Here is a 24,231-nt window from a genome sequence, read left to right on the forward strand (position 1 = left end):
GAGGCAATGTCATGGCACATGATCATCATCACCACCATCATCATACGGACAATAAAAAGGTACTCGGCCTGTCGTTCCTGATCATTACTGTGTTCATGATCGTCGAGGTCATCGGCGGGATTTGGACGAACAGTTTGGCATTGTTATCAGACGCCGGGCACATGTTAAGTGATTCGATTTCACTTGCGATTGCCCTGTTAGCCTTCCAATTCTCGAGTCAAGCACCGGATGCGAACAAGACGTTCGGTTCAAAACGCTTTGAAATCTTAGCCGCAATCCTAAATGGCGTGACGCTGATTGTCATCGCTCTCTATATTTTCATTGAAGCCATTCAACGCTTCATTGATCCACCCGCTGTCGCAACGACGGGGATGCTGATCATTAGTGTCCTCGGGTTGCTCGTCAACATTTTAGTTGCCTGGATCATGACACGCGGCGGTGGGCACGAACATAACCTCAACATGCGCGGTGCGTATCTGCACGTCTTAAGCGACATGCTCGGATCGGTCGGTGCGATTGTAGCCGCCTTGCTGATCCTGTTCTTCGGTTGGGGATGGGCGGATCCACTTGCGAGTATCATCGTAGCGATTCTCGTCTTACGGAGCGGTTATTACGTGACGAAGGCGTCCGTTCACGTCTTGATGGAAGGAACGCCGAGTGATGTCGACATTGATGAGGTCGTTTCGACGATTCAGACGAACGAAGCCGTTCTTGGACTACACGATCTACACATCTGGTCGATCACGAGTGGGTATAACGCGTTATCGTGTCACGTCGTCGTCAAGGAGGACATGACCGTCCGAGAGTCGGAGTCGATTCGCGAACAGATTGATCACGACTTAAAACATGTCGGGATTAACCACGCGACCATCCAGGTCGAGACGGATCAACATGCACATGGCAATACGTTGTATTGTGACGGCAAACACGAATCGCATACGCATTAAAAAACGAGCACACGTCCAAAGTCGGACATGTGCTCGTTTGCTTATGCTCAAATGATCGGCACCGTTGGTAGAAACAGCGTCGCGAACAGACTGATACTCAAGAACATCGAGTATCCGAAAAAGGTCGTTTTGGCATTTCCAGCAGCTCGGTTACCTAAGTACATGAAAAAGACGATGGATAAGAACGTCAAACCCGTCAATACGGACGAGTGGTGTTGATCCGGCGAAGGAGCAAGCGACTGGACAAGATGCGCGAGACCAAGCGGCAGGACAATCAAAAGAAAGTAGTAACCTAGACGTGCCTCAGACGGGACGTCGACCTGTTCCTGTTCGGTTTCATAGTCATAACGCGTTTGCGTTTTCATGGATCTTCACCTCCCTATGCGTTTTAGTATAGCGAATGAACATGTCGGCTCTGTTACAGATGGGTAAGAATGCCTTAACAGACGATGACGATGTGATGACGAAAAAAGAATGGGCAGCAATTGAGAAAAATTGTAAGATGAACAAGAAGTCGTTTTAGGGAAGGAATAAAGCATCATGTCACGTGCGTTTCGTTTTATGTATGTCTCCGATTTGTTATCGACTGTCGGAACGAGTTTTGTTTATATTGCGATTTACTGGTTGAGCGCGGAACAGATTAGTGCTTCAGGTGTCGCCTTGCTTGCAACAGGTGTGTTTTTGATTCGTTTTCTCGTCTCAACGTTCGTTGGACCGTGGATTGACCGTTTCGTCAGCGCATCGTTGTATCAAACGTCCTTACTCATTCGCTTGCTAGCGCTTGGTATTACGTTAGCGGGAATCGGTCTGACAGACGTCGTCTTACCGTGGTTACTCGGCTTACTCGTCGTTCAGACGATTCTGCAAATCATTGGCGGCAATGCCGTCTTCACATGGGTCGTTGATTTAGTCGAAGATGACCAATTGCCGCAAGCGAATGCCTATCTTGCAACGATCGAACGGATCGGGACGTTGAGCGGATTTTTACTCGGTGGGATGATGATTGCCCACTTCTCGATTGCGAGTATCTTGTGGCTCGATCTGGGACTGCATCTCACCGCCTGGTTACTCGTTCGACATATGACAGGGCAAGTTGCAGAAGGAGCGCGTGTCGGATCGTACCGCGAAGCGTTACTCGAAGGGATTCATTACGTCGCGCGTGACGGTCGCTTAAAATGGATCCTTGGTTGTGCGATCCTTGCGAACTGGATGATCACACCGATGAATACCTTACTTGCACCATATGCCAAGAACGTCTTATCGGGGAATGCCCAAACCTTTTCCGCACTTGAGCTAGCGACGGTGATCGGGGGGATCACGATGTCGCTCCTTTACAGCAAGTGGGTCGTCTCGATCAGACAGGATAAGCTGTTTCGGATCGCAGTCGTACTGCAAGGACTCGCGATTGCAATCGTTGCTTATATGTCGTCCGTGCCCCTTGCGATTGGCGGATTCGTTTTACTCGGCATGGCGCTGACATTGTTCGGGATTCCGTTTGCGACATTGTTACAACGCTCGACGCCTGCGCACTTGCTCGGACGGGTTCGAACGGCGATGGTCGCAACATCAACGGCGTGTTCTGCACTCTGTTACGGATTATCATCGTACTTGACGTCGCTCTTTAGCATCTCGTTTGTTTTCCTACTGTTTTCCTTAAGTGGTCTCGTGTTGACAGCTATCTGGTTACTCATTCATCGTAACGTTTCCTTTACCGAGGCACGACAGGACAAGGTCGGATGAAATATCCGCCTTGAGGTGGAGGTAAGCGGTTTCGCGCTTATGTACACTAGAGATAGAAATGAACGATGAGGAGTGGAGTCGATGGAGAGTTTATGGATCACGGCATTATTGTTTTTGATTCCGATCAGTGGGATGACGGTCTTCTTGAATGTACTGTGGCGCCGAATGGCAACGGAAGGCGTTTCGAAGTAAAATAGGATGAAAGTAACAAGAACTTGAACACCTTGTTCAGGTTCTTTTTTTAGTGAAGTGAGTATGATGTCTTGATTATGGGGAATGGATAACATGAAGAAAATGAGTCCGCTACAAATCGATCAATTGGATATCTTCTTTTATTGGATCGTCGAACAAAGAAGAGAAACAATCGAGCAATTTTACATACGTAGCAACGAAAACTTTTTAGAACACGAATTACTGAAAGAGCGTTTACCGGATAAGGTAGTATTTCGTGCCCGAACGGCTGACAAAACCATGTTTGTTCGTTTGATTTTGCCTGGAGTCACTGAGATACAAACCATGAGTATTTTTTCATGCTGAGACAATTTTGAGGAGGATCGTCATAACACTGAGGAAGTCATGCGAAACGATGGATTATACTATGAAGAGGTACTGAATACACGGATCGATCTCGCTTATTCGTTACCAGCGATAGGTCGAGCGATTCAAAGTTTAGACATCAATCAAAATGAGTAGATGACAAGAGAGGATGGATCATCATGAAAGCGATTATTACAGGCATGAATGGTACGGTAGCGCCTGTCGTTGCGGACGTCTTAGCAAAGCACGACATCGAGACAGTCGCGTGGGATCGGACGAAAGTCTCAACGACTGACGAGTCTCAGATGCGGACGTTTTTAGAAACGGAACGACCGGATTATTTCCTACATATTGGGATGGGGTCCGTCAGTTGGACGGAAGCGCTCGTCCGTTTGTGCCAGGAATATCAGATTCCGTTCTTTTTCACGAGTACAGTATCTGTTTTTTCGAACGACGTACCAGCACCGATTGAAAAGGACGCTGTACCGGATGCGACCGATGAGTATGGTGCCTATAAGATTGCTTGCGAGCAAGCGATTCAAGCAATTGATCCTCAAGCAAAAATCGTCCGAATCGGCTGGCAGATCGGGACGGAGGCAGGTTCGAACAACATGGTCGACTTCTTTACGAACGAGATGAAGCAACACGGTGTCATTCAAGCAAGTCGAAACTGGTATCCGTCGAGTTCGTTGCTTGAAGATACAGCAGAAGCGCTCGTTACGATTTTACTTGAACGCGAAGCGGGGCTCTATCAGTTGAACGGAAACGATCGTTATTCGATGTACGATTTAGCGCACTCCTTAAATACACTCCACGCGAAAAACTGGACGATTGAACCAGTCGATGAACCGCGCCGAGATAACCGGATGGCGACAGATGTCGTTTTGGTCCGTCCGTTGTCAGAACGATTGCCACTCTAATCAAACATCCCGCTCTCCTTGACGTGTATCAAAGAGAGCGGGATGTTTTTTACTGCGTGACTGGCGTTTCCGTTGCAAAAGCGAGTGCCGGTCCAAAGATTTCGTAATGTAGTTTGTCCGAAGACGCCGTGAAGTGTTTAATGACGTATTGAATCATTGCTTCCGGACCACAGACGTATGTCGGATCCGTGATGCTTGCGATTACGTCTTTCGGTAGACGTCCCGCTTGATCCGTCGCCTGGTGCTCTGCGTAACGAATGACGCGAGCGCCACGCTGCTCAAGCAGGGCGAGTTGTTCGTTAAACGGACGATTGCGTTCATCTTGGACGGCGTGATGTAACGTCACGTCTCGTCCAGCAGCTAACGCTTCGTCTGCCATTGCAAGCATCGGTGTGATGCCGATTCCACCAGCAATCAACACGACGGGTTCACCTGATGCATCAAGCGTGAAGGCACCTGCTGGCGCACTGATTAACACCGTGTCACCGATTCGAGCTGCATGTAAGTAGTTCGAGACGATGCCTTCTCGTTTGACACCAATCGTATAAGTCGTCGTGTTTGATGCCGTCGTCAGACTGTACTGACGATTGTGCCATAAGCCATCTTGATCTTGAATCCGTACCGTGATGTATTGCCCTGCTCGATAATCAGGGAGCGGATTGTCCGTTTTGAAAGTCAGCGAGCGGATGCCGTCTGCTTGTTCCTGGATATCCGAAATCTTGACGGACTGATAACCGGAAAAGTCTTTCGCCTGTTCGTCCTGCGTGTATAGTTCGGCTTCGAGTGTGATGAACAAATCGGCAATCTCCCCGTATGCTTCACCCCACGCTTGCAGGATTGCAGGCGTTGCGGCTTCCCCTAAGACGTCTTGCATCGCTCCGAGTAATTCTTGACCGACAAGTGGATACATCTCCGGCTTGATTTGTAGACTCCGGTGTTTATGCAGCACTGGTAATAAGACTGGTTTTAACGTCTCGAGTCGATCGATGTGAGCAGCAGCGGCATAAACGGCTGTAGCGAGTGCTTGCGATTGTCGGTCACTCCGTTGATTCGATTGATTGAAGACATGTTTGAGTTCTGGATGAGCTTGAAATAAACGTTGATAAAAGACTTTCGTAATTGCGGCGCCATGCGATGCAAGGACCGGGACGGTTGATTGAACAATTTGAATGGTAGAGGTTGATAACATAAGACCACTTCCTTTTCACTAAGTAATGAATACAGTCTTAGTATTTCGTAGCCTCGTCATTAATACAACATTTAAAATACTAGATTAAAGAACTTCGTGCGTTTTGTCACAAGCAAGTCAAAATATCGACAAGGATTCGTCACGATTGATTGGATATCCAGAGCTTTGAGAAATCAAAATAACCGAATGAGTCGATCGTGATATTTTGCAGCTCGATCGGATACGGAATTAGTCGTGTATCGTGATAGAACGGGATGAAATACGATTCGTTAATCAAGTAGCGTTCGATTGCTTGATGAATCGGAAGCCAGTCTTCGAACGGTGTTGCATCGTATTGTTCAATCCATGTCAGCATCTCGGGAATCTGCTGAAATAGCCGGATCGGTGGTGAAAAAGTATTCGTCATGAACTGATAGAAGGCGTACTGGACATTCCGCTCGAACACTTCGGCATGAATGGCGAGATCGATCGTATCGTAGACATGAAAATCCGTAATACTCTCTTCGAATCCGACTTCGACGAACTCATACGGAATCCCGTCCTGATCAAATCGCTGACAGAGCCAACGTGTTACTTTGTCCGTAAAATCAGTCAACTTGATCCGAATTGGTTGCGTGAACAAAACAGCAGGACCGTCCGGGACGGTATACGATGGACTATAGGACTCAAGAAAACCAGAGTCGTTCGGTTGTGTCCGTTCATGGAAGTCATGAATGCCATCACGGACTTCCTTGATGAGCCGATGGATATAATGTCGCGCTGCTTTTGATTCAAACGGACCACCGGCGCGTGGATGGAGAAAGACGATACCAAATCCGGACTGCGTCGCAATCGTATCAATCGGACTGGAGTCAGATGCTGATGTCCGGTAGACCGGGTCATATTGCTCCGGCATCTGGATGAACTCAATTCGGTCGAGCAGGGCGCGGATGCCAAAGTAATTCGGAAATGCCGTCAGAACGGTTTTCTTATCGTCATGTTGCGTGAGTTGAAATGGTCCCGTTCCAATGCCATCTTTGATGATGCTCGTATGAATCGAAGCGAGCTGCGGTAAAATCGAACTTCTGCGCTGATCGAGTGTGAGATCGACCCGGTACGGACCGTTTGAGACGATCTGTTTGACGTGCCGATATGAAGAGGCATAAGCCGGATAGTTGATCAGAGCACGGAGACTCTTCGTCACTTCCTTACTCGTCAGGAGGGAACCATCATGAAAGCGGACGTCCTTACGTAAGAAGAGACTGAGCATCGGACCATTCCAGGCATAGTGATGTGCCAGTTCGCCTTGGATGTTGCCGTCGACGTCAATCGTAAACAAACGGTTGAAGACGTTTTGGACGAGGTGAGCACTATGAATGTCAGCTGCTTCTAACGGGTGTGTCGTCAAGAAGTTGCGTTTCCGAGGAATCAGCAAGGCGTCCGATGTCGTTTGCGTATAGCCAAACTTTCGCTCGAGTTGGCGCATGAAGCGTCCTGCTTGTGCCGGTGACCAGTCCCACGACAGTTCTTCCGTCACTGATTCGATCGAATCACGGTCGATCCGCTCGAGCATCCGTTTCGCATACTCCCGTTCGACGTGGCGTAACCAGACGAGTTCACTTAAGTTGCCCCGTCCGCGACCACTCGTGTAATTCATCCAGCCTTCTTCCTGCCATTTATTGAGATATCGTTTTGTTTGTTTAGGACTTAAATGGATCGCTTCCGCGAGTGTCGTGATCGGATAATGTCCATTTCGGCAAGTCTTCCATAACATAAAAAGATAAGCATCCATCATGTTCATCCTCCTTAAAAGGGGACATCTTTTTTATATGACGTCCATTTTTCTTATGTATTGTCTTGTTTATGATACAGGTAGAGAATGGAAGGTGACAATATGAAATGGAAAGAAATACCGAAACCAATTAAAGTACGTCTCATCACATCGTTTTTCAACCGCGCTGTCTCGTTTTCGATCATGCCGTTCATGGCTCTCTTGTTCGTCAAGGCATTCAACGAAGTCATCGCCGGTGCGTTTTTGATCGCGATGGTCTTCGTCAGCTTCATCACCAATCTACTCGGCGGATATCTCGCCGACCGCTTCTCTCGTAAACGCCTACTCGTCACGACATCTGCGCTCACGGCGTTGACGTTCATCACGATGGCGATCTCGTTGACGCTCGACTGGATGCTGCTGTTCATGGTCATTTACGCCGTCTTCTCGGTGACGAGTAATCTTGGTCGTCCGGCAATGGGAGCGATTATCATCGATGCGACGACGAAGGAGAACCGCCAAGCGGTCTACGCGCTCGACTACTGGTTGATCAATCTCTCAATCGCCATCGGAACGGCGCTCGGAGGTTGGCTCTACGTCAGCAATCAATTGCTGTTGTTTTGGATCTTGAGCTTTACGTCGTCCGTTTTACCGATTGCGTACTACCTGTTTCTCGACGACACACCACGGACGTGGCAACGTCAGAAACTACGTGGTGTCATCACGGATATCTTTACAAGCTATCAACTCGCTTGGCAGGACCGTCCGTTCGTCAAGGTCGTCTTTGGTTCGATGTGTATCTTAGCGGCTGAGTTTTCGATGGGGAGTTACGTCGCTGTCCGCCTCGCTGATTCGTTTGAACCACTATCGTTTACCGGGTGGTCGATCAACGGGGTTCGGATGATGAGTATCATCAACATCGAAAATACGTTGCTCGTCGTCACGTTGACGTTTATCGTCCAGCGGCTTGCGAAGCGTCTGTCTCCGCGCCGGACGCTCGCTGCAGGTCTGATGCTGTACACGATCGGTTACGTCGTCGTGACGAGTGCCAACAGTATGACGGCACTGATGGTCTTCATCTTCATCGCAACGATTGGCGAGTTGCTCTACTCTCCGGTCTTAAACACACAAAAAGCGAACATGATGCCGGCGGATCAACGCGGAGCGTACTCAGCGTTCGCCGGAACGTCGTTTGCTGGAGCAGACTTACTCTCTCGGTCGACGATTCTATTCGGGACATTCTTGATCCCGTCGATGATGAGTGTATACCTCGGATTGATCCTCTTGACGGGATTTGGATTAGTCTATACGAGTCTGTTCGTGAAGGAATCGGTCGAACGAGAGCGAAACGTATCTTAATAAGGGGGAATACAGATGAACTTACCAGATACTATCGAAACACCACGGCACCTGTTACGCCGTTGGCAAGAAAACGATGCAGCCGCATTGTATGCTTACGCGAAGGATCCAAATGTTGGACCAAAAGCAGGCTGGGCGCCGCACGCGTCACTTGACGAAAGCCAGGAAGTGATTGGCATTTTCCAAGCGTCACCTGGTGAATATGCCGTGACAGATAAGGAGACGGGGGCAGTCATCGGGAGCTTCGGATTTCACTTTAATCGTCGGCCGGACGATTCAATCACCCATGACCGTCAAGTCGAGATCGGCTATGTCCTCGCGCCTAACTACTGGGGAGAAGGGCGGATGCCGGAAATCGTTGAAGCAATACTTGATTTCATCTTCCGGGAACTGCCGATCGATGTCGTTTGGTGTGGTCACTTTGATTTTAATGACCAGTCACGCCGTGTCGTTGAGAAACTCGGTTTTACACCTGTTCTTGACCGACCATTCGTATTAGAGCGAATCGACGGACGGACCGTAACGAGTCATGTCTATAACTGGACGCGTGAGCGGTATGAAGCAATACAAGGGAATTGATAAATAGATAAAATAAAAAGGCGTGCACCGGTGCACGCCTTTTTATTTTATCTAGTGATGTCTAAATAGACATTAAAAACGAATACATTCTGTTATGGCTTAACTTTCATATCTTCATACCAAAAAAGAGAATAATCCATCATCAATGAGGATTCATTTTGCTGCCTTAACATGGTAGTAATGTTCCCCAGGTGATACGTACCGTGATTGGCTACATGTAAAAGAATTTCTTCAAAAGTCGTTTCCCGTGGACCAGACCAAGGATTATCCACATGTATCGTCATAGTAAGATTTGAGTTCTGATTTATAAATAGTTGATACTTTGATGCTATATTTTTGAATGCTGTTTTGAATTCTTCAATTGTATATGCATCAGTTAATGGTAATTGACTCATCGCATCTTGTAGCGCTTGTTGAAATTCTACTTTTTCTAAAACATGAATCCACATAGTATCAACTGCAAGAATATGACTAAGTGTTTTAGCGATTGTCGGATAAGAGCTTTTCACCTCTTTATTTAATAGATTTTCAGGTAATGCATCCATATGATCTAACATCAACTGCATCGCCCAGTTGTGATATTCATACATCGTTTTTCCGGCATTCATCCAAATCGCTCCTTTAATTGTAGTAAGAACTGTCTAACTACGTTCATTATAAAAAAGGATATATGACATCTGAGTGTCATATATCCTCATATAGATTAACTATTTTTTTGGCTTCATTTCTTAATATGTCTTGTAAGTACAAGGGATGAATAACAACTACACCTGATCTGAAGCTTAATAAAATGTTGATTAACCATTCCGCATGTAAAGGTGAAGGTAACAATAAAGTCATCGTAACACTACCATCTTCTTCAAAAACCATCGATTGATGCTGAAAATGGTTTAAGACTACATGAATGGATTCAGGATGAACTCTTAACGTGATACTTTCCCGTGCGGGTTTCACGACAGCTCTGTCTCCAGGAATGGGATGGTTATCCTGAATAGATGTTGAAAGTCTTTGAAGGTTGAGCATATGTGACACTTTGAATTCGCGGTAATCATTTCTTAAATAACAATAAGCATAAAGGTACCATGTACGAAATTTATATCGTAGAAAAATAGGATCTACTTCTCGAATGGTCTGTTCCTTTTGAGCACTGATGTATTGAAACAGAACTCTTTTTGATTCTTTGATACTCTTTTGAAGATCAATTAAGAAAGTGGGCTCAATGGATTGATCAGCTAAATCAATGTGTAAATGGTTATTTTGTTCTTCTGTCGTAAGAATCGATAGCCGTTCTAGCGTATTTTTTAAATCTTGATCATGTAATTGCGCTGATAAACTTTTCATTAAAGATAAAACATCGACCATAGAAGACGCATTTAAAAAGGTCTTATCCCATTTATAATTCTCAATAATACCGAAACCTCCATTAGTTCCATGATAAGAAGTAACGGGAATTCCAGCTGCACTAATGGTTTCGATATCTCGATAAATCGTTCTCTGAGAGACATTTAATTCACTAGCTAATTGAGCGGCCGAGATCGTAGAGCGATGCAGCAACTTAAATATGATAGTCAATAATCGTTCGAGTTTCAAAAAATTCTCCTTTGTATTAAGCACGACTATAGTGTGAACCGTCATTCCATACAAATAATTACGTTTAGTATAATTGATTTATTCGTTCTATGGAGAGATTAAAAAGTACTTCGTAATGAATTGAATCAAAATCCAAAGAAAAAAGTATGCATCGCGCATACTTTTTGTGGTTTTCCTTATCTTATTAGATATGTTTGGATTGTAAATCTAATTCAATATGTAATTTTGACCTATTTCTTTAAGAATTTATTCGGCGATAAGACAGCTACCACTTTGAAGTCGGGAAGCTAACACCAAAAAAATGAAAATTACTTATGAATCATAAAAATGTAAAATCAAGGGTTACGTATGGAAAAGGAAGTATGTTAAAATTCGGTTCAATTCAAATAAAGTCCTTATCTAAATAAGAAGGAGAGTGGGAAAAAATGAATCAGGTTGCAGCCATAAGTATGCTAGGAAACGTCTTTATTTTTATAGTCGTTTTATACTTTATTTACAAAATGATTCAATACATTCGACTGAAATGATCCGTCATCCTATAAAATGAACAATGGATGGTTCGATAAAAAAATAATGAGATACATTTTAATGAAACATAGTTGAAAGTGAACGCTAAAGAGCAAAAAAGTATGCGCCGGCGCATACTTTTTTGTAGAGGATGACAAAAGATCTCTGCTAAAAATATATTATGGAGATACGGGATGCTTGAGCGTTAACAATTCATCGTCGAGTGACGCGAATGACTTAACACAGCCGCATGAGCGTCTTGAATTCCAATATTATAAAAGTGAATAGCAACTGACTCTTTGATGAAATCAAAAACACGTTCTGCGGCGAACTCAGACAGCTCTTCGTTGCGCTCTTCTAAGAAAAAATCTTAAATAGACTGGATAATTTGTTATTGTTCTTTACTAAATCGATTGAACATAACGACACTCCCTTTATTTTTGTTGATCTCTGAATGATCTAAAAAAACTACAAGAGAATGTATTTTAAAATCACAGTCTATATTTTGTCGTAAAAAAATGTACATGCCTTCCTTTAAAATGTTGCTTTTAATTTCTGAAGCATCCCATCCCAACCTTGGTCCATAAAGTTACGGACACGACCTTGTGGCTGATTTGCTTTCGGCACAAGGTCATCAGCGTTTTTCCATCCGCTGTGTGTCACAGTGAAAAGGGTAAGGTCGTTCAATGGAGTTAGGGAGAAGGTCACGATCCATCCATCTTCATCCCAACTAAACGATAATTCTCTTTCTGGTTGTACGTTTAATACCGTGCAAGGAGATGGACCAAAAGGAGATTGAATATGAAACACACATCCTGTTTGTGCGACAAGGTCGTTTGGCATAAACCATTTAGATAAAGAGCGAGCCGTCGAGATGTTCTCCCATACCTGTTCAATGGGCTTGTTGATCTTAATGGAATGTTGAATATCTTTCACAGATTGATGCATCATTTACAACCACCTATTCTTTTTTAATATATTTTATTCTAATTCTATCCTCAATTTTTTCTCAATGATATACAAAAATGATCTTAGCGCTGAGGTCATTTTAAGTATCAGAACCAAATCGTTGCTTCAGTGCTTTGAGACGTTTGACTGATCTTGTTTAGATTCACGAATAAAAGCGACTGTCATTGTAATGGCAGCAACAGCATATCCGACAAGTCCAGAGGTCAATTCCGACCAATCAAATACAGAACGGAGAATGATTTGGGGAACAAAATAGACGAGCAATGCAATCGGCAAAATCCATGTCTTCGTCTTCCATGCCGTGACAAGAATCCAGATAATCAATAGGGCACCAATCATCCAGCCGACGCTTGGGAATAACGTGATCTTTGGTGAATCAACAAGTCCGTTGACGATCAATAGTCCGATGATTAACAGAAAATGAATACTACCATGAATGCCGTAACGCATGATACGAGGGCGCGCGCCATCACGTAAAGCATCTTGACGGAAGAGAAACGCCAAGGTGGTCAGGTAAACGGCACTAATCAACAGGAAACCGCCAACGAGCAAGATACTGAACGTCGTTGTACCATTCAAGAGGTTTTGAAGATAGAGAAAACTGGATGCGCCGAGAAAAACTTGCAAGACGATCCAAAGCGCTTCTTTTGGATCAAATGACATCTCTTTAGAAATCGATTGGATGTAATCGGCGGGACTATCACCCGTGATCGCGCGAACGGATTTTCCGTCCGCTTCCGCTTCGATCAGGTGATCTTCGAGTTCTTTGACAATCTCGTTCGTCGCCAATTCATTTTTACCCGAAGCAAGTAGGTATACCTTTAAGTCTTCCAAAAATCGTGTTGATTCCGTCGATAGGGTCATCTCATTCGTCCTCCTTTAAAATGCTTTCGACACTCGTTGAAAGGTGATGCCATCTTTGTTTGAAAGCGGCGAGTTCTTCAACACCGCTCGTCGTGATCGAATAATACTTTCGTTTTGGACCGGACGGGGAGACGCGAGAGGTTGCTTCGATCCAGTCCAGTTTTTGCATCCGAATCAATAGAGGATATATCGTTCCCTCACTGATGTCAGCGAAACCGTACGCTTTCAGTTTCGTCGCCAGTTCATAGCCATAAATCTCTTCTTCCGCAATCAGTGCGAGTAAGCAACCGTCGAGAATTCCTTTTAACATTTGCGTCGATGACATCCGCATCTTCCTTTCGCTACTTGGTATTACAAGGTAATGATACGTTATGCTACTTTGTATTGCAAGGTAGTGAGTAAAATAAATCCAATGAATTTTAGGATGGTGCTTTCGCGATGAATTGATATGTAATATATTACTTGTATGAAACCTACAAATGATTTTGCCATTGCACGACTTCCTTTAAGTGAGGAAGTGTATCGACGCTTGCAACACCACATCATCACCTTACGTCTTGCCCCAGGAGAAAAGGTGAACGATCAAGCACTCGCGGAAGCGTTCGGTGTCAGTCGGACACCGGTCCGCGAAGCCTTGAAACGACTCGAAGAGGAGGGATTGATTTTAGCAAAACGGGGTTCACGGACGATCGTGACGGAACTCGATGCCGAACAGGCACAGCAAACTTATCCAATCATTGCGACACTGCATGGGTTAGCGGCGCGTTTAGCAGGACCAATGCTGACGGATGACGATCTAACGAGTCTAAAGTCGATTCATCAACAATTCACGACGGCAATTGATCAGCAGGATACAGAGGCGGCACTAGCACTTGACGATGCCTTTCACGATGTCTTCGTGCAGCGCAGTCAAAACGATCAACTACGAGAGACAATCCGTCGGTTGACCCCGTTGATCCGCCGGCTCGAATATGCTCAGTTTGATCGTCTCGGACGCCAGTCGATTGCCGATCATGCAACGATTTTAGATGCATGTCAACAACAGGATGTCGAGCAGCTCGTCCAGGCGACGGAGCATAATTGGAACGGGCTCGGGCGTCTACTCGTCTCGACACTAAAGGAGGAGAGCTGATGCGACCGATCATTTATGGAATTTTAGCGGCAATGTTTTTTGCCGTCACCTTCATCTTGAATCAATCGATGCAAGGGGCAGGCGGTCACTGGATTTATAGTGCATCGCTTCGCTTTTTCCTGATGTTGCCGTTCTTTATCGTCATCGTCATGATGCGACGGGGGATCGGGCGCGTCTTCCAGGCGCTTCGAGCCGATATCGGCTTTTGGTTACTGTATGGAACGATCGGCTTCGGACTGTTCTACGGCAGCATCTGTTTTGCTGCTGACTACGCACCAGGCTGGTTGATTGCCGGGACATGGCAGTTGACGATTTTAGCGGGACCGTTGCTTGCCCCCTTGTTTAACCAACGGATCCCGTGGTCAGCACTGAAGTATTCCGTCCTGATCGTCCTCGGTGTCGTCGTCATGCAAGTATCCGTCGCAGGAAGTCTATCGCTGCAGTCGCTTTTGTTCGGTGCCTTGCCGGTCCTCGTCGCTGCGATCGCCTATCCGCTCGGGAACCGGAAGATGATGGAACGGTATGGGGACAAACTTGACGTTTTTGAGCGGATTCTCGGAATGACGATCGCCAGTCTGCCGTTTTGGATCGTTCTCTTCGTGATTGCTTACATACAGGTCGGCTTACCGAGCGTCAGCCAAGTGACCCAGTCCGGTTTCGTCGCGTTGTTCTCCGGCGTCATCGCAACGTCGCTTTTCTTCTACGCGACGTCGCTCGTTCGGACAGATCCGGTTCGGTTAGCAGCGATCGAAGCAACGCAATCGTTCGAGATTGTCTTTACTGTTCTCGGAGAGATTCTTTTCCTTCACGCGGCACTACCAACGGGACTCGCGACACTCGGAATCATCCTCGTCATGCTCGGGATGACGTTGCATAGTTTGAATCAGGCAGAGCGAACCGTCGTTCGTTCCGCTAAACGAAAAATCAATTGAGAAAGTAGGCTGTCAGATGGTTTTAACAGGTACACTCGTCAATACCGTCCTGATCATCATCGGGACGTTGCTTGGATTAATGTTCCACCGGATTCCGGAACGCATGAAGGAGACCGTCCTGCAGGCGATTGGACTCGCTGTCGTCGTGCTCGGAATGCAGATGGGGATGAAAAGCACGAACTTTTTGATCGTCATCGGTAGTCTTGTTCTCGGTGGTGCAATCGGCGAGTGGTTCCGGCTCGATGAGAAACTCGACCGGATGGGAGCGTGGCTCGAACGTAAGATCAGTCGCGGTCGTCCGTCGAACATCGCGGAAGGATTCGTGACAGCGACGTTAATTTTCGTCATTGGCGCGATGGGTGTGTTAGGAGCCCTCGACGGTGGATTACGTCAGGATCACGACGTCCTTTATACGAAAGGATTGATTGACGGTTTTACGGCACTCGTCCTTAGTTCAACGCTCGGGATCGGTGTCATGTTCTCAGCGATTCCCGTCTTTCTCTATCAAGGGGCGATTGCATTAAGTGCCGTTGCGATCACGAAATTCATTCCCGACGCCGCACTACAGGAATTTATTCTTGAGATGACGGCGACTGGTGGAGTGATGATTGCGGCAATCGGTCTTAATCTCGCTGGCATCACGAAGATTCGTGTTGCGAACTTGTTACCGGGAATCGTCATCGTCGCAGTTATCGTCACCGGTATCCATCTGTTCTCATGAAAAATCCCCACTTATCCGATAACGGACGAGTGGGGATTTTCTGTTTATGTCTCGATCAATTTGTGTGTCTCGTAAGCAGTGATTGTATGTCCATCGTAATGGAAGTCATGCAACAACGGTTGATCCGTTGACAAAGCGACCGGTAAGTAATGCCGGAGATTGCTGATGATTCCCATGTTTTCATCGTTTAAGATCCAGTCGAGTGTTTTCCAATCAAGGATACCTTCGATCGTCATGACCGGTGTCGGAAACGGGCGGTCTTCTAGTTCAGCAAGATAGAGATACATGCCAGACGTTTCTTCCCCGTGTAAGCGAACGATGCCTTTTGCTGTCACTTTGTTGAGCGTGATGCCCGTCTCTTCGAACGTCTCGCGGATGACAGCAACTTCCGGTGTCTCGCCCGGTTCAATCTTGCCGCCGACACCGTTCCACATGCCCATCGCTGGTCGTTTTTGGCGGTTGACGAGTAAAAAACTATCCGCGTGGCGAATTAAACAAAGCGTATATCGATCCATGTTCATTACTCCTGTCCTAAAAAGTGAGACTGATACAGCATCTCGAATTGAGCGGGACCTGCGACCGGCAATTCGGTCGTCGTCGTGTCTTCGATTCGTAACGTCCGTTCGGTCAACGTCTTTTGACCGCTTGGAGTCCGCATTGCGATGAGACGACCTTTGTTGAACGGTGAAGCTTCGCTCTGTTGGATGATCTGTTCCATCTTCGATAAGTCACCCTTTGTAATTGCCTTCTCACGGTCGAACTTGTAGCCAGTCACGAACTCGGCTTGTCCTGTCCGTTGCATTTCGAGAACATCACCTTTGCCAATCCGGTAACTACCGCTAGCGGAATGAACCGTCTCCCCACTCAAGGGAACCGGAACGAGCGGTAAATTGACACCGAAGCCGGTATCAAGTAGGTGTGTCTCATTCCAAATGATTGCAACGTGTGTCGGCCCCGTCGCTGACCAGGCTGCTGATTTCTGATCATAGACGGTCGCTTGTACGAGGCGAACGGGACAATTCAGTTCTTGTAGGACACGATGCAGCAGTCCGTTCAAGTCATAACAGACACCACCACGTCGCTCCGTCAGAAACGTTTCAATGAAGCGCTCGTCGTTAAACGGACGGATTCGTTTCTCAAGTACAGTCGTATTCTCAAACGGTAACTGGTAGGCAAAGGCTTCGAGTAAGCGAGGTAACTGATCAAACGTGATCGTCTCAAGCGGAAATCCGAGCCGTTGTTCCAAGTCCTTCATCCAATCCATCTGTAATCCCTCCTTTATATACTACCTGATTATCCCATATTGCTTCAGAAAATGTGGATTTGAGCATATATTATCTGAAAATAAGGATAACCCTTTTGTTCGATGGGAATCTTTGATATGCTGAAATAGGATTAATTAAGAATGATTCTCAATGTCGAATCACGAACTAAAGGAGGTCTCATCATGAGACGGAAAACTTGGATGACAGCGTTGACGCTCCTCGTGTTGAGCAGTTTGATGCTTGCGGCCTGTTCAGGTCAAGCAGAACAAACAAACGAAAAGACGCGGACGATTACGCATGAGGCAGGAAAAACGAAAGTGCCGGAGCACCCGAAGAAGGTCGTCGCACTTGAATACTCATTCGTTGATGCGTTAGACGAACTTGGGATTACACCAGTCGGAATCGCACAAGAAAATAAGACCGATGTCTCCGGATTACTCGGAAAAGACATCGCGTTCACGGAAGTCGGTACACGTCAACAACCGAATCTTGAAGTGATCAGTTCCTTGCAGCCGGATTTAATCATCGGCGACTTCAACCGCCATAAAGGAATCTACAAGCAACTGCAAAAAATCGCACCGACGATCATCTTGAAGAGTCGGAATGCGACGTACGAAGAGAACATCGAATCGTTCAAGACGATTGCGGAAGCAGTCGGGAAAACTAAACAGATGGATGACCGACTTGCCCTGCATGAAGAACGATTGAATGTAGCGAAGAAAAAGGTGGATCCAAACGACGACCGAAAAGTGATGGTTGGTGTCTTCCGCGCCGATTCACTGACGGCACACGGTGAGACGTCGTTTGATGGTGAATTACTCGAGAAGATCGGTATCGAGAACGCTGTTACGAAAACAGCGGAACCTACCGTTACGATTACGTTAGAGCAGATGGTCAAATGGGATCCGGACGTCATCTTCATGGCGGAAGCCGATCCGAAACTGCTGAAGGAGTGGAAAAACAATCCGCTCTGGAATCAGATCACAGCGGTTAAGAACAAGGAAGTTTATGAAGTCAATCGTGACCTCTGGACACGCTATCGAGGACTTGACGCTGCAGAACAGATCGTTGACGAAGCAATTCAATTGTTACAACAGAAATAATGAACGACAAAAGCCGGAGCAATCTGGCTTTTCGTCTTGATGAAAGGGGAACGCTCCGGTGCAGCGGAAACGTCTGATTTTTGTACTTCTATTACTCGGTTGCTTGGCGGTTTATAGTAGCCTGTTCTTTGGCATCACACAGATGAATCCGATTCACTTAGTCCAAGAGTGGATTAGTGGCACGACATCAAAAGCAGGGCTCGTCCTGACAAATCTGCGCTTACCGCGGCTCTTACTCGGATTGTTGCTCGGAGCGAATCTTGCCGTTGCAGGGGCAATCATGCAAGCCGTGACACGAAATCCGCTCGCTTCACCGCAAGTCTTTGGTGTCAATGCCGGTGCGTCATTTCTCGTCGTCTTAAGCCTGCTCGTCTTTCCGTCGCTCGGAACGGCAAATTTGATCTACTTCGCCTTTGCCGGTGCCTTAGTCGGTGGAGTGCTTGTCTTTTCGTTCGCCTCCGTTCGCGGGATGACAGCATTAAAACTTGCCCTCGTCGGGATGGCGATCCATCTCTTGTTGACGTCGCTGACGAAAGGCTTGATTCTCTTTAACGACCGGATCACGAACGTCTTGTACTGGTTGTCCGGTTCGCTCAGTGACGCGAGCTGGCTTGAACTACGGATCGTCCTCCCATGGTCGATTGCTGGTTTGCTTCTTGCGGCGAGTCTCGCGAAATCGCTCGCTGTCTTCCAACTGGGGCAAGACGTCGCGGTCGGTCTCGGGCAAAAAGTGACGCGAATCCGTTTGCTTGCCGGCATCAGTGTCGTCTTACTCGCAGGCGTCACCGTTGCTGTCGCCGGAGCGATCGGTTTCATTGGATTAATGGTTCCGCACATCACGCGGCGCCTCGTCGGGGAAGATTACCGGATCGTTCTGCCGGTCGCTGCCGTCATCGGTGGACTTCTGCTGACGTATGCCGATGTCCTCGCGCGGTTCATCGCCTATCCGTATGAGTCACCGGTCGGCATCGTGACGTCATTGCTCGGTGCACCATTCTTCCTTGTTCTGGCACGTCGTCAGATGAAAGGGGGATTACGATGAAAGACATGCGTCGGATTTTGATTGTTGCGGTGCTCGTGTTCTTCGCGAGTTTTGCCTTACTGTCGGTCGGCTCGATTCAGTTATCGTTATCGGAACTATGGCAGTCGTTCTTTGGTGGAAAGGATGCCTTCATCGTCCAAAATTACCGTCTGCCGCGAACTGTCCTTGCTTTCTTAGCAGGTGCGAGTTTCTCACTTGCCGGAGTCATCTTACAAAGTGTCATCCGTAATCCATTGATTTCGCCTGACGTGATCGGTGTGACGAATGGTGCGTCACTGTTCGCCGTTTTAACGATTGCCCTCGTGCCGGATGGTCCGCTCTTGTTAACACCAATCGCTGCTTTCATCGGAGCAGCACTTGTCATGATCGCCTTAATGATGCTTCAGCGGGGCGGGAATGTCTCTCGTAGTTCGTTTGCGTTACTTGGTATCGCGGTCAGTGCGATTTGTGCTTCCGGGACGGAATACTTGTTGATCAAGTTTCCGCTCCAAACGAACGATTCACTCGTCTGGCTCGCTGGGAGTCTGTTCGGGAAAGGGTGGCAGGAAGTGATGATCTTAGCGCCCGTGCTCGTCGTGATTGGTGCAATCATCTTCTATCGCCATCGTCAACTCGATGTCTTATCACTCAGTGAAGAAGTCAGTATCGGTCTTGGGTTACCAATTCAGCGGACGCGGCACATCTTCTTGGCGCTCGCGGTCATTCTAGCTGGTGTTGCCGTCGCGACGGTCGGTGCGATTGGTTTCATCGGACTGATTGCGCCACATATGGCACGGCGTCTCGTTGGTCATAAGCATCTTGCTGTGTTGCCGATGGCGCTGTTGCTCGGCGGAGGGTTACTCGTCGTCGCGGATGCACTCGGTCGAGGGATACATCCACCACTTGAAGTACCAGCCGGATTGATTACAGCGATCATCGGTGTGCCATATTTCCTGTATCTTTTACGGAGAGAACGGACGGCATGATGTTCGATCTACCAAAATGGAGTCCTAGCGATTACGCGAAGGACTCCATTTTTATGAAAGGAAAGAAGTACGCACTTGACGAATCATGGCGACATCTTTCTATATTTATTTGGCTTCAAGTTGGTTTGATTTTTCTACTTCCTCTTTGTACTTTTCTAAAAATTCATCAACTGAAACGTTATTAGCGTTTGGATGCGATTCAATGGTTAATTTACTCGAAGAAACCGATGTGCTTTGATCGTCTACATGTGATGGAATTTCAAGTACCAATTGATCACCTAAACCCGTTTCAAGACCACTTTTTCCGAAGTTAAAAGTTCGTGTGACATACGCTTCAGCATAATTTTTTTGATTCTCTGAATAGACTTTGACATCAGAAATGTTGTATTTGAATGAATTCAGCTGAATTTTATCGACTTCCGTAGTGGATAGAAAAATCAATACAGCCTCGTCCCCTTCAGATAACTTTGAAAGGTTAGTATGCGCTAACGGAGTATTGTTCAAGAAATCTGCTTTTTGTTGCTCAAGCACTGTAGTGAAAAAATCGAAAGCTTGTTCCTCTGTGATGCTACTCTTAGATTTTTCTTGTGCAACATTAGAATCGGCAATCGCATTACTCCATAAGAAACCAGCATATAGGATGACACCTAAAGTGAGGGATGAAAAAATAGTTTTTTTCACGATCGCGACCTCTTTCTATTGTTTGATTCATGTTATTATATAACAAAAAAACCAAAAAAAGGAAAGGTTATAAAAATGAGTAAATCGAATTTTAAGAAAAAAAGGAAAAAGAAATTTTTGGCACTATTTTTAGGAGTTATAGCCCTCATTGTATTACTCATGCCGGTACTATCACCTATTCTGTTTACGGATGCTACGTCTAAAGGTGCTCTTAGACACGAACTATACAAACAAGGCTATTATTATCAAAATTACTTTGCGATCATTACGGAACAAGATCCTGTTGCAGAACGGTACCATATGTTTTGGTATGATTGGAAAAGTGAAACGGGAGAAACGCCTTTTATCTGTTATTCAAAGAAGGTAAACGCGGAAAAGTATGCTGTTTCCTGCGGTACGGGTCCTTAAAGTGGTATCTTATATAAAATAGAATTGAGCTACATAAATCAGGCTTCCTGACATCGTATATTCACGATGCTAGGAAGCCTGATTTTTAATTCACAATGTATCGATTCAAAACGAGTGTTTAAGCCGAGCGACTTTCTGTGCCTAGATTCAAGAAGATTTCTTCTAAGGACGCTTCTTCTACTTCGAGTCGATAGACATGGATCTGTTGTGAGACAAGATAAGAATTGATCGTCGCAATATCCTGTTCACTTTGGACGATGAACGTTGACTGAGTCGGGGAGACATTGACGTCTTTCGCAAGCGTCGACAACTTGGACTGCAAGTGTAGTTGCATCTCATTGTCGAGCAACGCATGTTTGACATGAACAGTGATGTTTTTCTCATATTGTTCCCGTAACTCCTCCATCGTACCTTGCGTTTGGATTGATCCAGCCTGCATGATTGCAATCTCCGTACATAGTTTTTCGACCTCGTCCAAGTTGTGGGACGTTAGAAATATCGTCGTTCCGTCTGCTGCAATCTTGCGAATCAAAGAGTGGATTCCGAGAATCGAGTTGGCATCAACGCCAGATGTCGGTTCATCTAAAAATAAGATATCCGGTCGATTGATTAAAGCTTGGGCAATGCCAAGCTTTTTTTTCATCCCGAACGAGTAGCTCTTCGTTTTCATATCGATTGCGTCTTCGAGTTGTACATCACGCAGAAGTTGCTTCAACTCGTCGATCGTCGTCTTCAGACCAAGGACTTTACTGAAATACTTCAAGTGATCGAGCGCCGTGAAGTTTTCGTAAAAGGTCGAGTAATCCGGTAGAACACCAATCCGTGTCCGGACATCTTTCAAGGAATCGTTCGGCGCTCCGAGTAACTCGAATGTTCCGGACGTCGGGCGGACCAGTCCAGTGATCATATTGATGAACGTTGATTTACCGGCGCCATTTTGACCAAGGAATCCGAAGATGGCCCCTTGCTCGATCTCGAGATTCAACTGGTTGACGACGGTCTTATTGCCGTATTGTTTCGTTAAATTGGTTGCACGAAGGGCTAACATCAGAGATCTCTCCTTTTAAAGATAATCAGAGTCGTCAAGACGAAAACAGCGATATGAATCAAAACAAGGTAAGTATAAGCAGTGTTTTCTTGCGTATAGTAATAATACGGCGTTAAGTAAGACAACGTATCAACGATGACATTCTTCGAAATAAGACTCCACATCCCGATGACCGGAAGTGCGATCGAGATGAAGATTCCGACGAACATCGTCATCGAGGAATTATTGACGACTGTTGAAAGAAACAACGACAATCCAATGAAATAAGAGACGAAGATGATGCTTTGAATCAAATCGACGAAATGAAACGACTTTGAAAAGGGAACGATTAATATGAGGGCAACTGTCAGGCAGAGGACCCAAAACGATACGTTGCCTAAAAACTTCCCGAAAATGATGTTTTCACGGGACGTTTTTGTTGCAAGAAAACGAATCGTCTTCGACTCGATCTCTTTATTGACACTACTATGAGAAATACTTGTCACGAATAAAGGAGCAGCTAAAAACAGAAGTAACATCAATCCGATGATATACGCATTGTTACCTAGACCAAGATCACTGAGTTGCCCTTTGAACTGGCTGACGAGTTTAGCAGAACCAGTCGTCACGCCGAACAAGACGACGATGATCAGGATGGCGCGGATGCTTTGAAAAAGTGATTTGAATTCGCGAAGCGTAATGGCAAACATATGTAGACGCACCTTTCTCTAAGTAAGATTAATATTGTCGCGCTAGCTTCTTATTCTTCGATACATTCGTGATACCGGCAATCAAGTAAGCGATTGAACCGAAGGCGCCGGCGAGTAACGTAAAGATTCCCCCGAGAATCGCTGTAATGATCAATAGCTTTCCAGCAGAACCGTTTTTGCGAATCCGGACGATTGAGAAGATGCCTCCTAATGTACATAAGAGCGAGACGGCACCAAGGTACAAGAAGAATTGTTGAAAGGATGTGAGGATTTGATTAGCCGTGACATCCGTGATGTTCTCATCGCGAATGAATTGATCAACCAAATCTTTCATGCCAGCGTGATCCGCAATCGAGCCAGACAATAGAAAACCGCCTAAGCACAATGATCCAAACAAAACGATACCGATGACTGCAAATATGTACTCTGTTGTTCTTTTCAAGTAAAACACTCCTTTTCCTTATTTTTCCGATTTGACATTCCTAAACTACCATGACTTGAATCTCTATGACAAGTGGAAAAATGAATATATTTTAATTTTTTATTGGTTAAATGTTTAATTAATATCAAAAATACTTTAACTTTATTTAAATAAATGCTATTGTGAATACATAGGAGGGAAATGGTAAATGAAGAAAGATGATGTTCCCGATTGGATTTTATCTCTAGAATTGGAAGAAGTGGAATTCGTGAAAAAATTCATCGTAAGCTCAGGTTCCTTGAAGGAACTAGCAAAACATTATGATGTGTCCTATCCGACCGTCCGAATTCGTGTCGATCGTATCATTCAGAAAATCGAAGTGAATGAGAAAATCGAGAATGAACCGTTCATCACATATATTAAACAAATGGCCATCGAAGACCGGGTCACGATTGAAGATGCCAAAAAAATCATCGAAAAATATCGACTTGAGAGGGGTAACAATCAATGAATTTCTTCGTTTCTGCTCTACTTATCAGTATCTGTTTAGGAATACAGTATTTCTTATCGAGTCGTCACAATCCATATCTCGGCATCATCATGCCGATCATTTTAGTGATCGTGATGACGTGGCGTTACTTTGATGGTAGATATAATAGCCTATTAGCCTACGTGTTGATTTTAGGAATCGGGTTGATTTCACTTTGGGAACAATGGTCGCGTGGTCGAAAAGCTTTAAAAAAGAATCAAGAAAAAGAACTAGAACGAATGCGCGTGCACGATACGCTGTAAAGTCATACATATCGTTTCACATGAAGACGATCTTAAAAGAGATTGTTTTTATATAAAAGAGAGTAGCCTCTGTTTTGATGA

30 protein-coding genes are annotated in these 24,231 nt (G+C 45.7%); 15 read left to right on the top strand and 15 right to left on the bottom strand.

Features of this window, described 5'->3' with window-relative positions:
• Positions 1 to 11: 11 nt before the first annotated feature.
• A complete protein-coding gene (locus tag B3S86_RS05675) occupies positions 12 to 947 on the top strand; it encodes a cation diffusion facilitator family transporter (RefSeq protein ID WP_290750160.1) in 936 nt (311 codons plus the stop codon).
• A 47-nt stretch (positions 948 to 994) separates the two neighbouring features.
• On the opposite strand, the gene B3S86_RS05680 is transcribed toward B3S86_RS05675, so the two are convergent.
• Complete coding sequence (locus B3S86_RS05680) at positions 995 to 1,312, bottom strand: hypothetical protein (protein WP_023468204.1); 318 nt, start codon at positions 1,310 to 1,312, stop codon at positions 995 to 997.
• Between the two features lie 175 nt (positions 1,313 to 1,487).
• On the opposite strand from B3S86_RS05680, the gene B3S86_RS05685 reads away from it, so the two are divergent.
• From B3S86_RS05685 to B3S86_RS05695, 3 genes are all read left to right on the top strand, one after another.
• Positions 1,488 to 2,687: an MFS transporter gene (locus tag B3S86_RS05685; protein WP_290750163.1), complete on the top strand. Its 1,200-nt coding sequence runs from the start codon at positions 1,488 to 1,490 to the stop codon at positions 2,685 to 2,687.
• A 285-nt stretch (positions 2,688 to 2,972) separates the two neighbouring features.
• Complete coding sequence (locus B3S86_RS05690; RefSeq protein WP_290750166.1) at positions 2,973 to 3,224, top strand: hypothetical protein; 252 nt, start codon at positions 2,973 to 2,975, stop codon at positions 3,222 to 3,224.
• 179 nt (positions 3,225 to 3,403) lie between these two features.
• A complete protein-coding gene (locus tag B3S86_RS05695) occupies positions 3,404 to 4,144 on the top strand; it encodes a sugar nucleotide-binding protein (RefSeq protein ID WP_290750169.1) in 741 nt (246 codons plus the stop codon).
• Positions 4,145 to 4,193: 49 nt separating this feature from the next.
• Here B3S86_RS05695 and B3S86_RS05700 read toward each other — a convergent pair whose 3' ends face one another.
• Together B3S86_RS05700 and B3S86_RS05705 are read right to left on the bottom strand one after the other, a co-directional pair.
• Positions 4,194 to 5,333 carry a globin domain-containing protein gene (locus B3S86_RS05700; RefSeq protein ID WP_290750172.1) on the bottom strand — a complete coding sequence of 380 codons (1,140 nt, stop codon included), beginning with the start codon at positions 5,331 to 5,333 and terminating at the stop codon, positions 4,194 to 4,196.
• 139 nt (positions 5,334 to 5,472) lie between these two features.
• The gene (locus B3S86_RS05705) at positions 5,473 to 7,107 is read right to left on the bottom strand and encodes an ABC transporter substrate-binding protein (protein ID WP_290750175.1); all 1,635 of its coding nucleotides are present in this window, start codon (positions 7,105 to 7,107) and stop codon (positions 5,473 to 5,475) included.
• 99 nt (positions 7,108 to 7,206) lie between these two features.
• On the opposite strand from B3S86_RS05705, the gene B3S86_RS05710 reads away from it, so the two are divergent.
• The gene (locus B3S86_RS05710; protein ID WP_290750178.1) at positions 7,207 to 8,442 is read left to right on the top strand and encodes an MDR family MFS transporter; all 1,236 of its coding nucleotides are present in this window, start codon (positions 7,207 to 7,209) and stop codon (positions 8,440 to 8,442) included.
• A gap of 15 nt (positions 8,443 to 8,457) precedes the next feature.
• Positions 8,458 to 9,021, top strand: a complete 564-nt coding sequence (locus B3S86_RS05715) for a GNAT family N-acetyltransferase (RefSeq protein WP_290750181.1) — start codon at positions 8,458 to 8,460, stop codon at positions 9,019 to 9,021.
• Positions 9,022 to 9,113: 92 nt separating this feature from the next.
• Here B3S86_RS05715 and B3S86_RS05720 read toward each other — a convergent pair whose 3' ends face one another.
• The 6 genes from B3S86_RS05720 to B3S86_RS05745 form a co-directional block, all read right to left on the bottom strand.
• Complete coding sequence (locus tag B3S86_RS05720; RefSeq protein WP_035408126.1) at positions 9,114 to 9,629, bottom strand: DinB family protein; 516 nt, start codon at positions 9,627 to 9,629, stop codon at positions 9,114 to 9,116.
• A 76-nt stretch (positions 9,630 to 9,705) separates the two neighbouring features.
• Entirely contained in the window at positions 9,706 to 10,611 is a 906-nt protein-coding gene (locus tag B3S86_RS05725) for a helix-turn-helix transcriptional regulator (RefSeq protein WP_035408125.1), read from the bottom strand.
• 712 nt (positions 10,612 to 11,323) lie between these two features.
• On the bottom strand, positions 11,324 to 11,458 hold the full coding sequence (locus B3S86_RS15370) for a DUF2164 family protein (RefSeq protein ID WP_308102102.1): 135 nt from the start codon (positions 11,456 to 11,458) through the stop codon (positions 11,324 to 11,326).
• A 194-nt stretch (positions 11,459 to 11,652) separates the two neighbouring features.
• Complete coding sequence (locus tag B3S86_RS05735) at positions 11,653 to 12,069, bottom strand: SRPBCC domain-containing protein (protein ID WP_308101496.1); 417 nt, start codon at positions 12,067 to 12,069, stop codon at positions 11,653 to 11,655.
• Between the two features lie 123 nt (positions 12,070 to 12,192).
• On the bottom strand, positions 12,193 to 12,951 hold the full coding sequence (locus B3S86_RS05740; protein WP_290750188.1) for a hypothetical protein: 759 nt from the start codon (positions 12,949 to 12,951) through the stop codon (positions 12,193 to 12,195).
• Position 12,952: 1 nt separating this feature from the next.
• The gene (locus B3S86_RS05745; RefSeq protein ID WP_056061231.1) at positions 12,953 to 13,276 is read right to left on the bottom strand and encodes a PadR family transcriptional regulator; all 324 of its coding nucleotides are present in this window, start codon (positions 13,274 to 13,276) and stop codon (positions 12,953 to 12,955) included.
• Between the two features lie 141 nt (positions 13,277 to 13,417).
• Between B3S86_RS05745 and B3S86_RS05750 the strand changes: the two genes are divergently transcribed.
• From B3S86_RS05750 to B3S86_RS05760, 3 genes are read left to right on the top strand one after another with little or no spacing between them, the layout of a single operon-like run.
• Entirely contained in the window at positions 13,418 to 14,083 is a 666-nt protein-coding gene (locus B3S86_RS05750; protein WP_290750193.1) for a GntR family transcriptional regulator, read from the top strand.
• Positions 14,083 to 15,015 (top strand): multidrug resistance efflux transporter family protein, encoded by a 933-nt coding sequence (locus tag B3S86_RS05755; protein WP_290750196.1) that lies wholly within the window; start codon positions 14,083 to 14,085, stop codon positions 15,013 to 15,015. The genes B3S86_RS05750 and B3S86_RS05755 overlap by 1 nt, the downstream gene beginning before the upstream one ends.
• A gap of 16 nt (positions 15,016 to 15,031) precedes the next feature.
• Entirely contained in the window at positions 15,032 to 15,736 is a 705-nt protein-coding gene (locus B3S86_RS05760) for a DUF554 domain-containing protein (RefSeq protein WP_290750199.1), read from the top strand.
• A gap of 44 nt (positions 15,737 to 15,780) precedes the next feature.
• On the opposite strand, the gene B3S86_RS05765 is transcribed toward B3S86_RS05760, so the two are convergent.
• A complete protein-coding gene (locus B3S86_RS05765) occupies positions 15,781 to 16,251 on the bottom strand; it encodes an NUDIX hydrolase (protein WP_290750202.1) in 471 nt (156 codons plus the stop codon).
• 5 nt (positions 16,252 to 16,256) lie between these two features.
• Complete coding sequence (locus B3S86_RS05770) at positions 16,257 to 17,000, bottom strand: arylamine N-acetyltransferase family protein (protein WP_290750205.1); 744 nt, start codon at positions 16,998 to 17,000, stop codon at positions 16,257 to 16,259.
• Between the two features lie 183 nt (positions 17,001 to 17,183).
• Here B3S86_RS05770 and B3S86_RS05775 point away from each other — a divergent pair, with 183 nt between their 5' ends.
• Genes B3S86_RS05775 through B3S86_RS05785 form a run of 3 tightly spaced genes read left to right on the top strand, consistent with a single transcriptional unit; the run spans position 17,184 to position 20,111 of the window.
• Positions 17,184 to 18,104, top strand: a complete 921-nt coding sequence (locus B3S86_RS05775; protein WP_290750210.1) for an ABC transporter substrate-binding protein — start codon at positions 17,184 to 17,186, stop codon at positions 18,102 to 18,104.
• A gap of 58 nt (positions 18,105 to 18,162) precedes the next feature.
• Positions 18,163 to 19,146, top strand: coding sequence for a FecCD family ABC transporter permease (locus B3S86_RS05780; protein WP_035408110.1), 984 nt, complete (start codon positions 18,163 to 18,165; stop codon positions 19,144 to 19,146).
• A 5-nt stretch (positions 19,147 to 19,151) separates the two neighbouring features.
• Positions 19,152 to 20,111, top strand: a complete 960-nt coding sequence (locus B3S86_RS05785) for a FecCD family ABC transporter permease (protein ID WP_290753216.1) — start codon at positions 19,152 to 19,154, stop codon at positions 20,109 to 20,111.
• A gap of 105 nt (positions 20,112 to 20,216) precedes the next feature.
• Here the strand turns inward: B3S86_RS05785 and B3S86_RS05790 are convergent, their stop codons facing one another.
• A complete protein-coding gene (locus B3S86_RS05790; protein WP_290750213.1) occupies positions 20,217 to 20,792 on the bottom strand; it encodes a hypothetical protein in 576 nt (191 codons plus the stop codon).
• Between the two features lie 75 nt (positions 20,793 to 20,867).
• Between B3S86_RS05790 and B3S86_RS05795 the strand changes: the two genes are divergently transcribed.
• Positions 20,868 to 21,200 carry a hypothetical protein gene (locus tag B3S86_RS05795; protein WP_290750216.1) on the top strand — a complete coding sequence of 111 codons (333 nt, stop codon included), beginning with the start codon at positions 20,868 to 20,870 and terminating at the stop codon, positions 21,198 to 21,200.
• Between the two features lie 118 nt (positions 21,201 to 21,318).
• On the opposite strand, the gene B3S86_RS05800 is transcribed toward B3S86_RS05795, so the two are convergent.
• From B3S86_RS05800 to B3S86_RS05810, 3 genes are read right to left on the bottom strand one after another with little or no spacing between them, the layout of a single operon-like run.
• The gene (locus tag B3S86_RS05800) at positions 21,319 to 22,248 is read right to left on the bottom strand and encodes an ABC transporter ATP-binding protein (RefSeq protein ID WP_290750219.1); all 930 of its coding nucleotides are present in this window, start codon (positions 22,246 to 22,248) and stop codon (positions 21,319 to 21,321) included.
• Complete coding sequence (locus tag B3S86_RS05805; RefSeq protein WP_290750222.1) at positions 22,248 to 22,937, bottom strand: ABC transporter permease; 690 nt, start codon at positions 22,935 to 22,937, stop codon at positions 22,248 to 22,250. The genes B3S86_RS05800 and B3S86_RS05805 overlap by 1 nt, the downstream gene beginning before the upstream one ends.
• Positions 22,938 to 22,965: 28 nt before the next feature.
• Positions 22,966 to 23,379, bottom strand: a complete 414-nt coding sequence (locus B3S86_RS05810; RefSeq protein ID WP_056061264.1) for a DUF4064 domain-containing protein — start codon at positions 23,377 to 23,379, stop codon at positions 22,966 to 22,968.
• 187 nt (positions 23,380 to 23,566) lie between these two features.
• Here B3S86_RS05810 and B3S86_RS05815 point away from each other — a divergent pair, with 187 nt between their 5' ends.
• Both B3S86_RS05815 and B3S86_RS05820 read left to right on the top strand, forming a co-directional pair.
• A complete protein-coding gene (locus B3S86_RS05815) occupies positions 23,567 to 23,869 on the top strand; it encodes a DUF2089 family protein (protein WP_290750227.1) in 303 nt (100 codons plus the stop codon).
• Positions 23,866 to 24,150: a hypothetical protein gene (locus B3S86_RS05820; protein ID WP_035408095.1), complete on the top strand. Its 285-nt coding sequence runs from the start codon at positions 23,866 to 23,868 to the stop codon at positions 24,148 to 24,150. The genes B3S86_RS05815 and B3S86_RS05820 overlap by 4 nt, the downstream gene beginning before the upstream one ends.
• The last annotated feature ends 81 nt before the right edge of the window (positions 24,151 to 24,231 follow it).

It is taken from the genome of Exiguobacterium sp. UBA3968 (genome assembly GCF_002385115.1).
GTDB lineage: Bacteria > Bacillota > Bacilli > Exiguobacteriales > Exiguobacteriaceae > Exiguobacterium_A.

What these genes read in the sequence shown, in the direction of transcription:
- B3S86_RS05695 (WP_290750169.1), top strand. Translation starts at nt 3,404, where the DNA reads ATGAAAGCGATTATTACAGGCATGAATGGTACGGTAGCGCCTGTCGTT.
- B3S86_RS05795 (WP_290750216.1), top strand. Translation starts at nt 20,868, where the DNA reads ATGAGTAAATCGAATTTTAAGAAAAAAAGGAAAAAGAAATTTTTGGCA.
- B3S86_RS05715 (WP_290750181.1), top strand. Translation starts at nt 8,458, where the DNA reads ATGAACTTACCAGATACTATCGAAACACCACGGCACCTGTTACGCCGT.
- B3S86_RS05800 (WP_290750219.1), bottom strand. Translation starts at nt 22,248, where the DNA reads ATGTTAGCCCTTCGTGCAACCAATTTAACGAAACAATACGGCAATAAG.
- B3S86_RS05765 (WP_290750202.1), bottom strand. Translation starts at nt 16,251, where the DNA reads ATGGATCGATATACGCTTTGTTTAATTCGCCACGCGGATAGTTTTTTA.
- B3S86_RS05770 (WP_290750205.1), bottom strand. Translation starts at nt 17,000, where the DNA reads ATGGATTGGATGAAGGACTTGGAACAACGGCTCGGATTTCCGCTTGAG.
- B3S86_RS05785 (WP_290753216.1), top strand. Translation starts at nt 19,152, where the DNA reads ATGCGTCGGATTTTGATTGTTGCGGTGCTCGTGTTCTTCGCGAGTTTT.
- B3S86_RS05735 (WP_308101496.1), bottom strand. Translation starts at nt 12,069, where the DNA reads ATGATGCATCAATCTGTGAAAGATATTCAACATTCCATTAAGATCAAC.
- B3S86_RS05740 (WP_290750188.1), bottom strand. Translation starts at nt 12,951, where the DNA reads ATGACCCTATCGACGGAATCAACACGATTTTTGGAAGACTTAAAGGTA.
- B3S86_RS05750 (WP_290750193.1), top strand. Translation starts at nt 13,418, where the DNA reads ATGAAACCTACAAATGATTTTGCCATTGCACGACTTCCTTTAAGTGAG.
- B3S86_RS05705 (WP_290750175.1), bottom strand. Translation starts at nt 7,107, where the DNA reads ATGATGGATGCTTATCTTTTTATGTTATGGAAGACTTGCCGAAATGGA.
- B3S86_RS05680 (WP_023468204.1), bottom strand. Translation starts at nt 1,312, where the DNA reads ATGAAAACGCAAACGCGTTATGACTATGAAACCGAACAGGAACAGGTC.
- B3S86_RS05710 (WP_290750178.1), top strand. Translation starts at nt 7,207, where the DNA reads ATGAAATGGAAAGAAATACCGAAACCAATTAAAGTACGTCTCATCACA.
- B3S86_RS05675 (WP_290750160.1), top strand. Translation starts at nt 12, where the DNA reads ATGGCACATGATCATCATCACCACCATCATCATACGGACAATAAAAAG.
- B3S86_RS05815 (WP_290750227.1), top strand. Translation starts at nt 23,567, where the DNA reads ATGAAGAAAGATGATGTTCCCGATTGGATTTTATCTCTAGAATTGGAA.
- B3S86_RS05690 (WP_290750166.1), top strand. Translation starts at nt 2,973, where the DNA reads ATGAAGAAAATGAGTCCGCTACAAATCGATCAATTGGATATCTTCTTT.
- B3S86_RS05775 (WP_290750210.1), top strand. Translation starts at nt 17,184, where the DNA reads ATGAGACGGAAAACTTGGATGACAGCGTTGACGCTCCTCGTGTTGAGC.
- B3S86_RS05755 (WP_290750196.1), top strand. Translation starts at nt 14,083, where the DNA reads ATGCGACCGATCATTTATGGAATTTTAGCGGCAATGTTTTTTGCCGTC.
- B3S86_RS05685 (WP_290750163.1), top strand. Translation starts at nt 1,488, where the DNA reads ATGTCACGTGCGTTTCGTTTTATGTATGTCTCCGATTTGTTATCGACT.
- B3S86_RS05720 (WP_035408126.1), bottom strand. Translation starts at nt 9,629, where the DNA reads ATGAATGCCGGAAAAACGATGTATGAATATCACAACTGGGCGATGCAG.
- B3S86_RS05745 (WP_056061231.1), bottom strand. Translation starts at nt 13,276, where the DNA reads ATGTCATCGACGCAAATGTTAAAAGGAATTCTCGACGGTTGCTTACTC.
- B3S86_RS05820 (WP_035408095.1), top strand. Translation starts at nt 23,866, where the DNA reads ATGAATTTCTTCGTTTCTGCTCTACTTATCAGTATCTGTTTAGGAATA.
- B3S86_RS05805 (WP_290750222.1), bottom strand. Translation starts at nt 22,937, where the DNA reads ATGTTTGCCATTACGCTTCGCGAATTCAAATCACTTTTTCAAAGCATC.
- B3S86_RS05760 (WP_290750199.1), top strand. Translation starts at nt 15,032, where the DNA reads ATGGTTTTAACAGGTACACTCGTCAATACCGTCCTGATCATCATCGGG.
- B3S86_RS05700 (WP_290750172.1), bottom strand. Translation starts at nt 5,333, where the DNA reads ATGTTATCAACCTCTACCATTCAAATTGTTCAATCAACCGTCCCGGTC.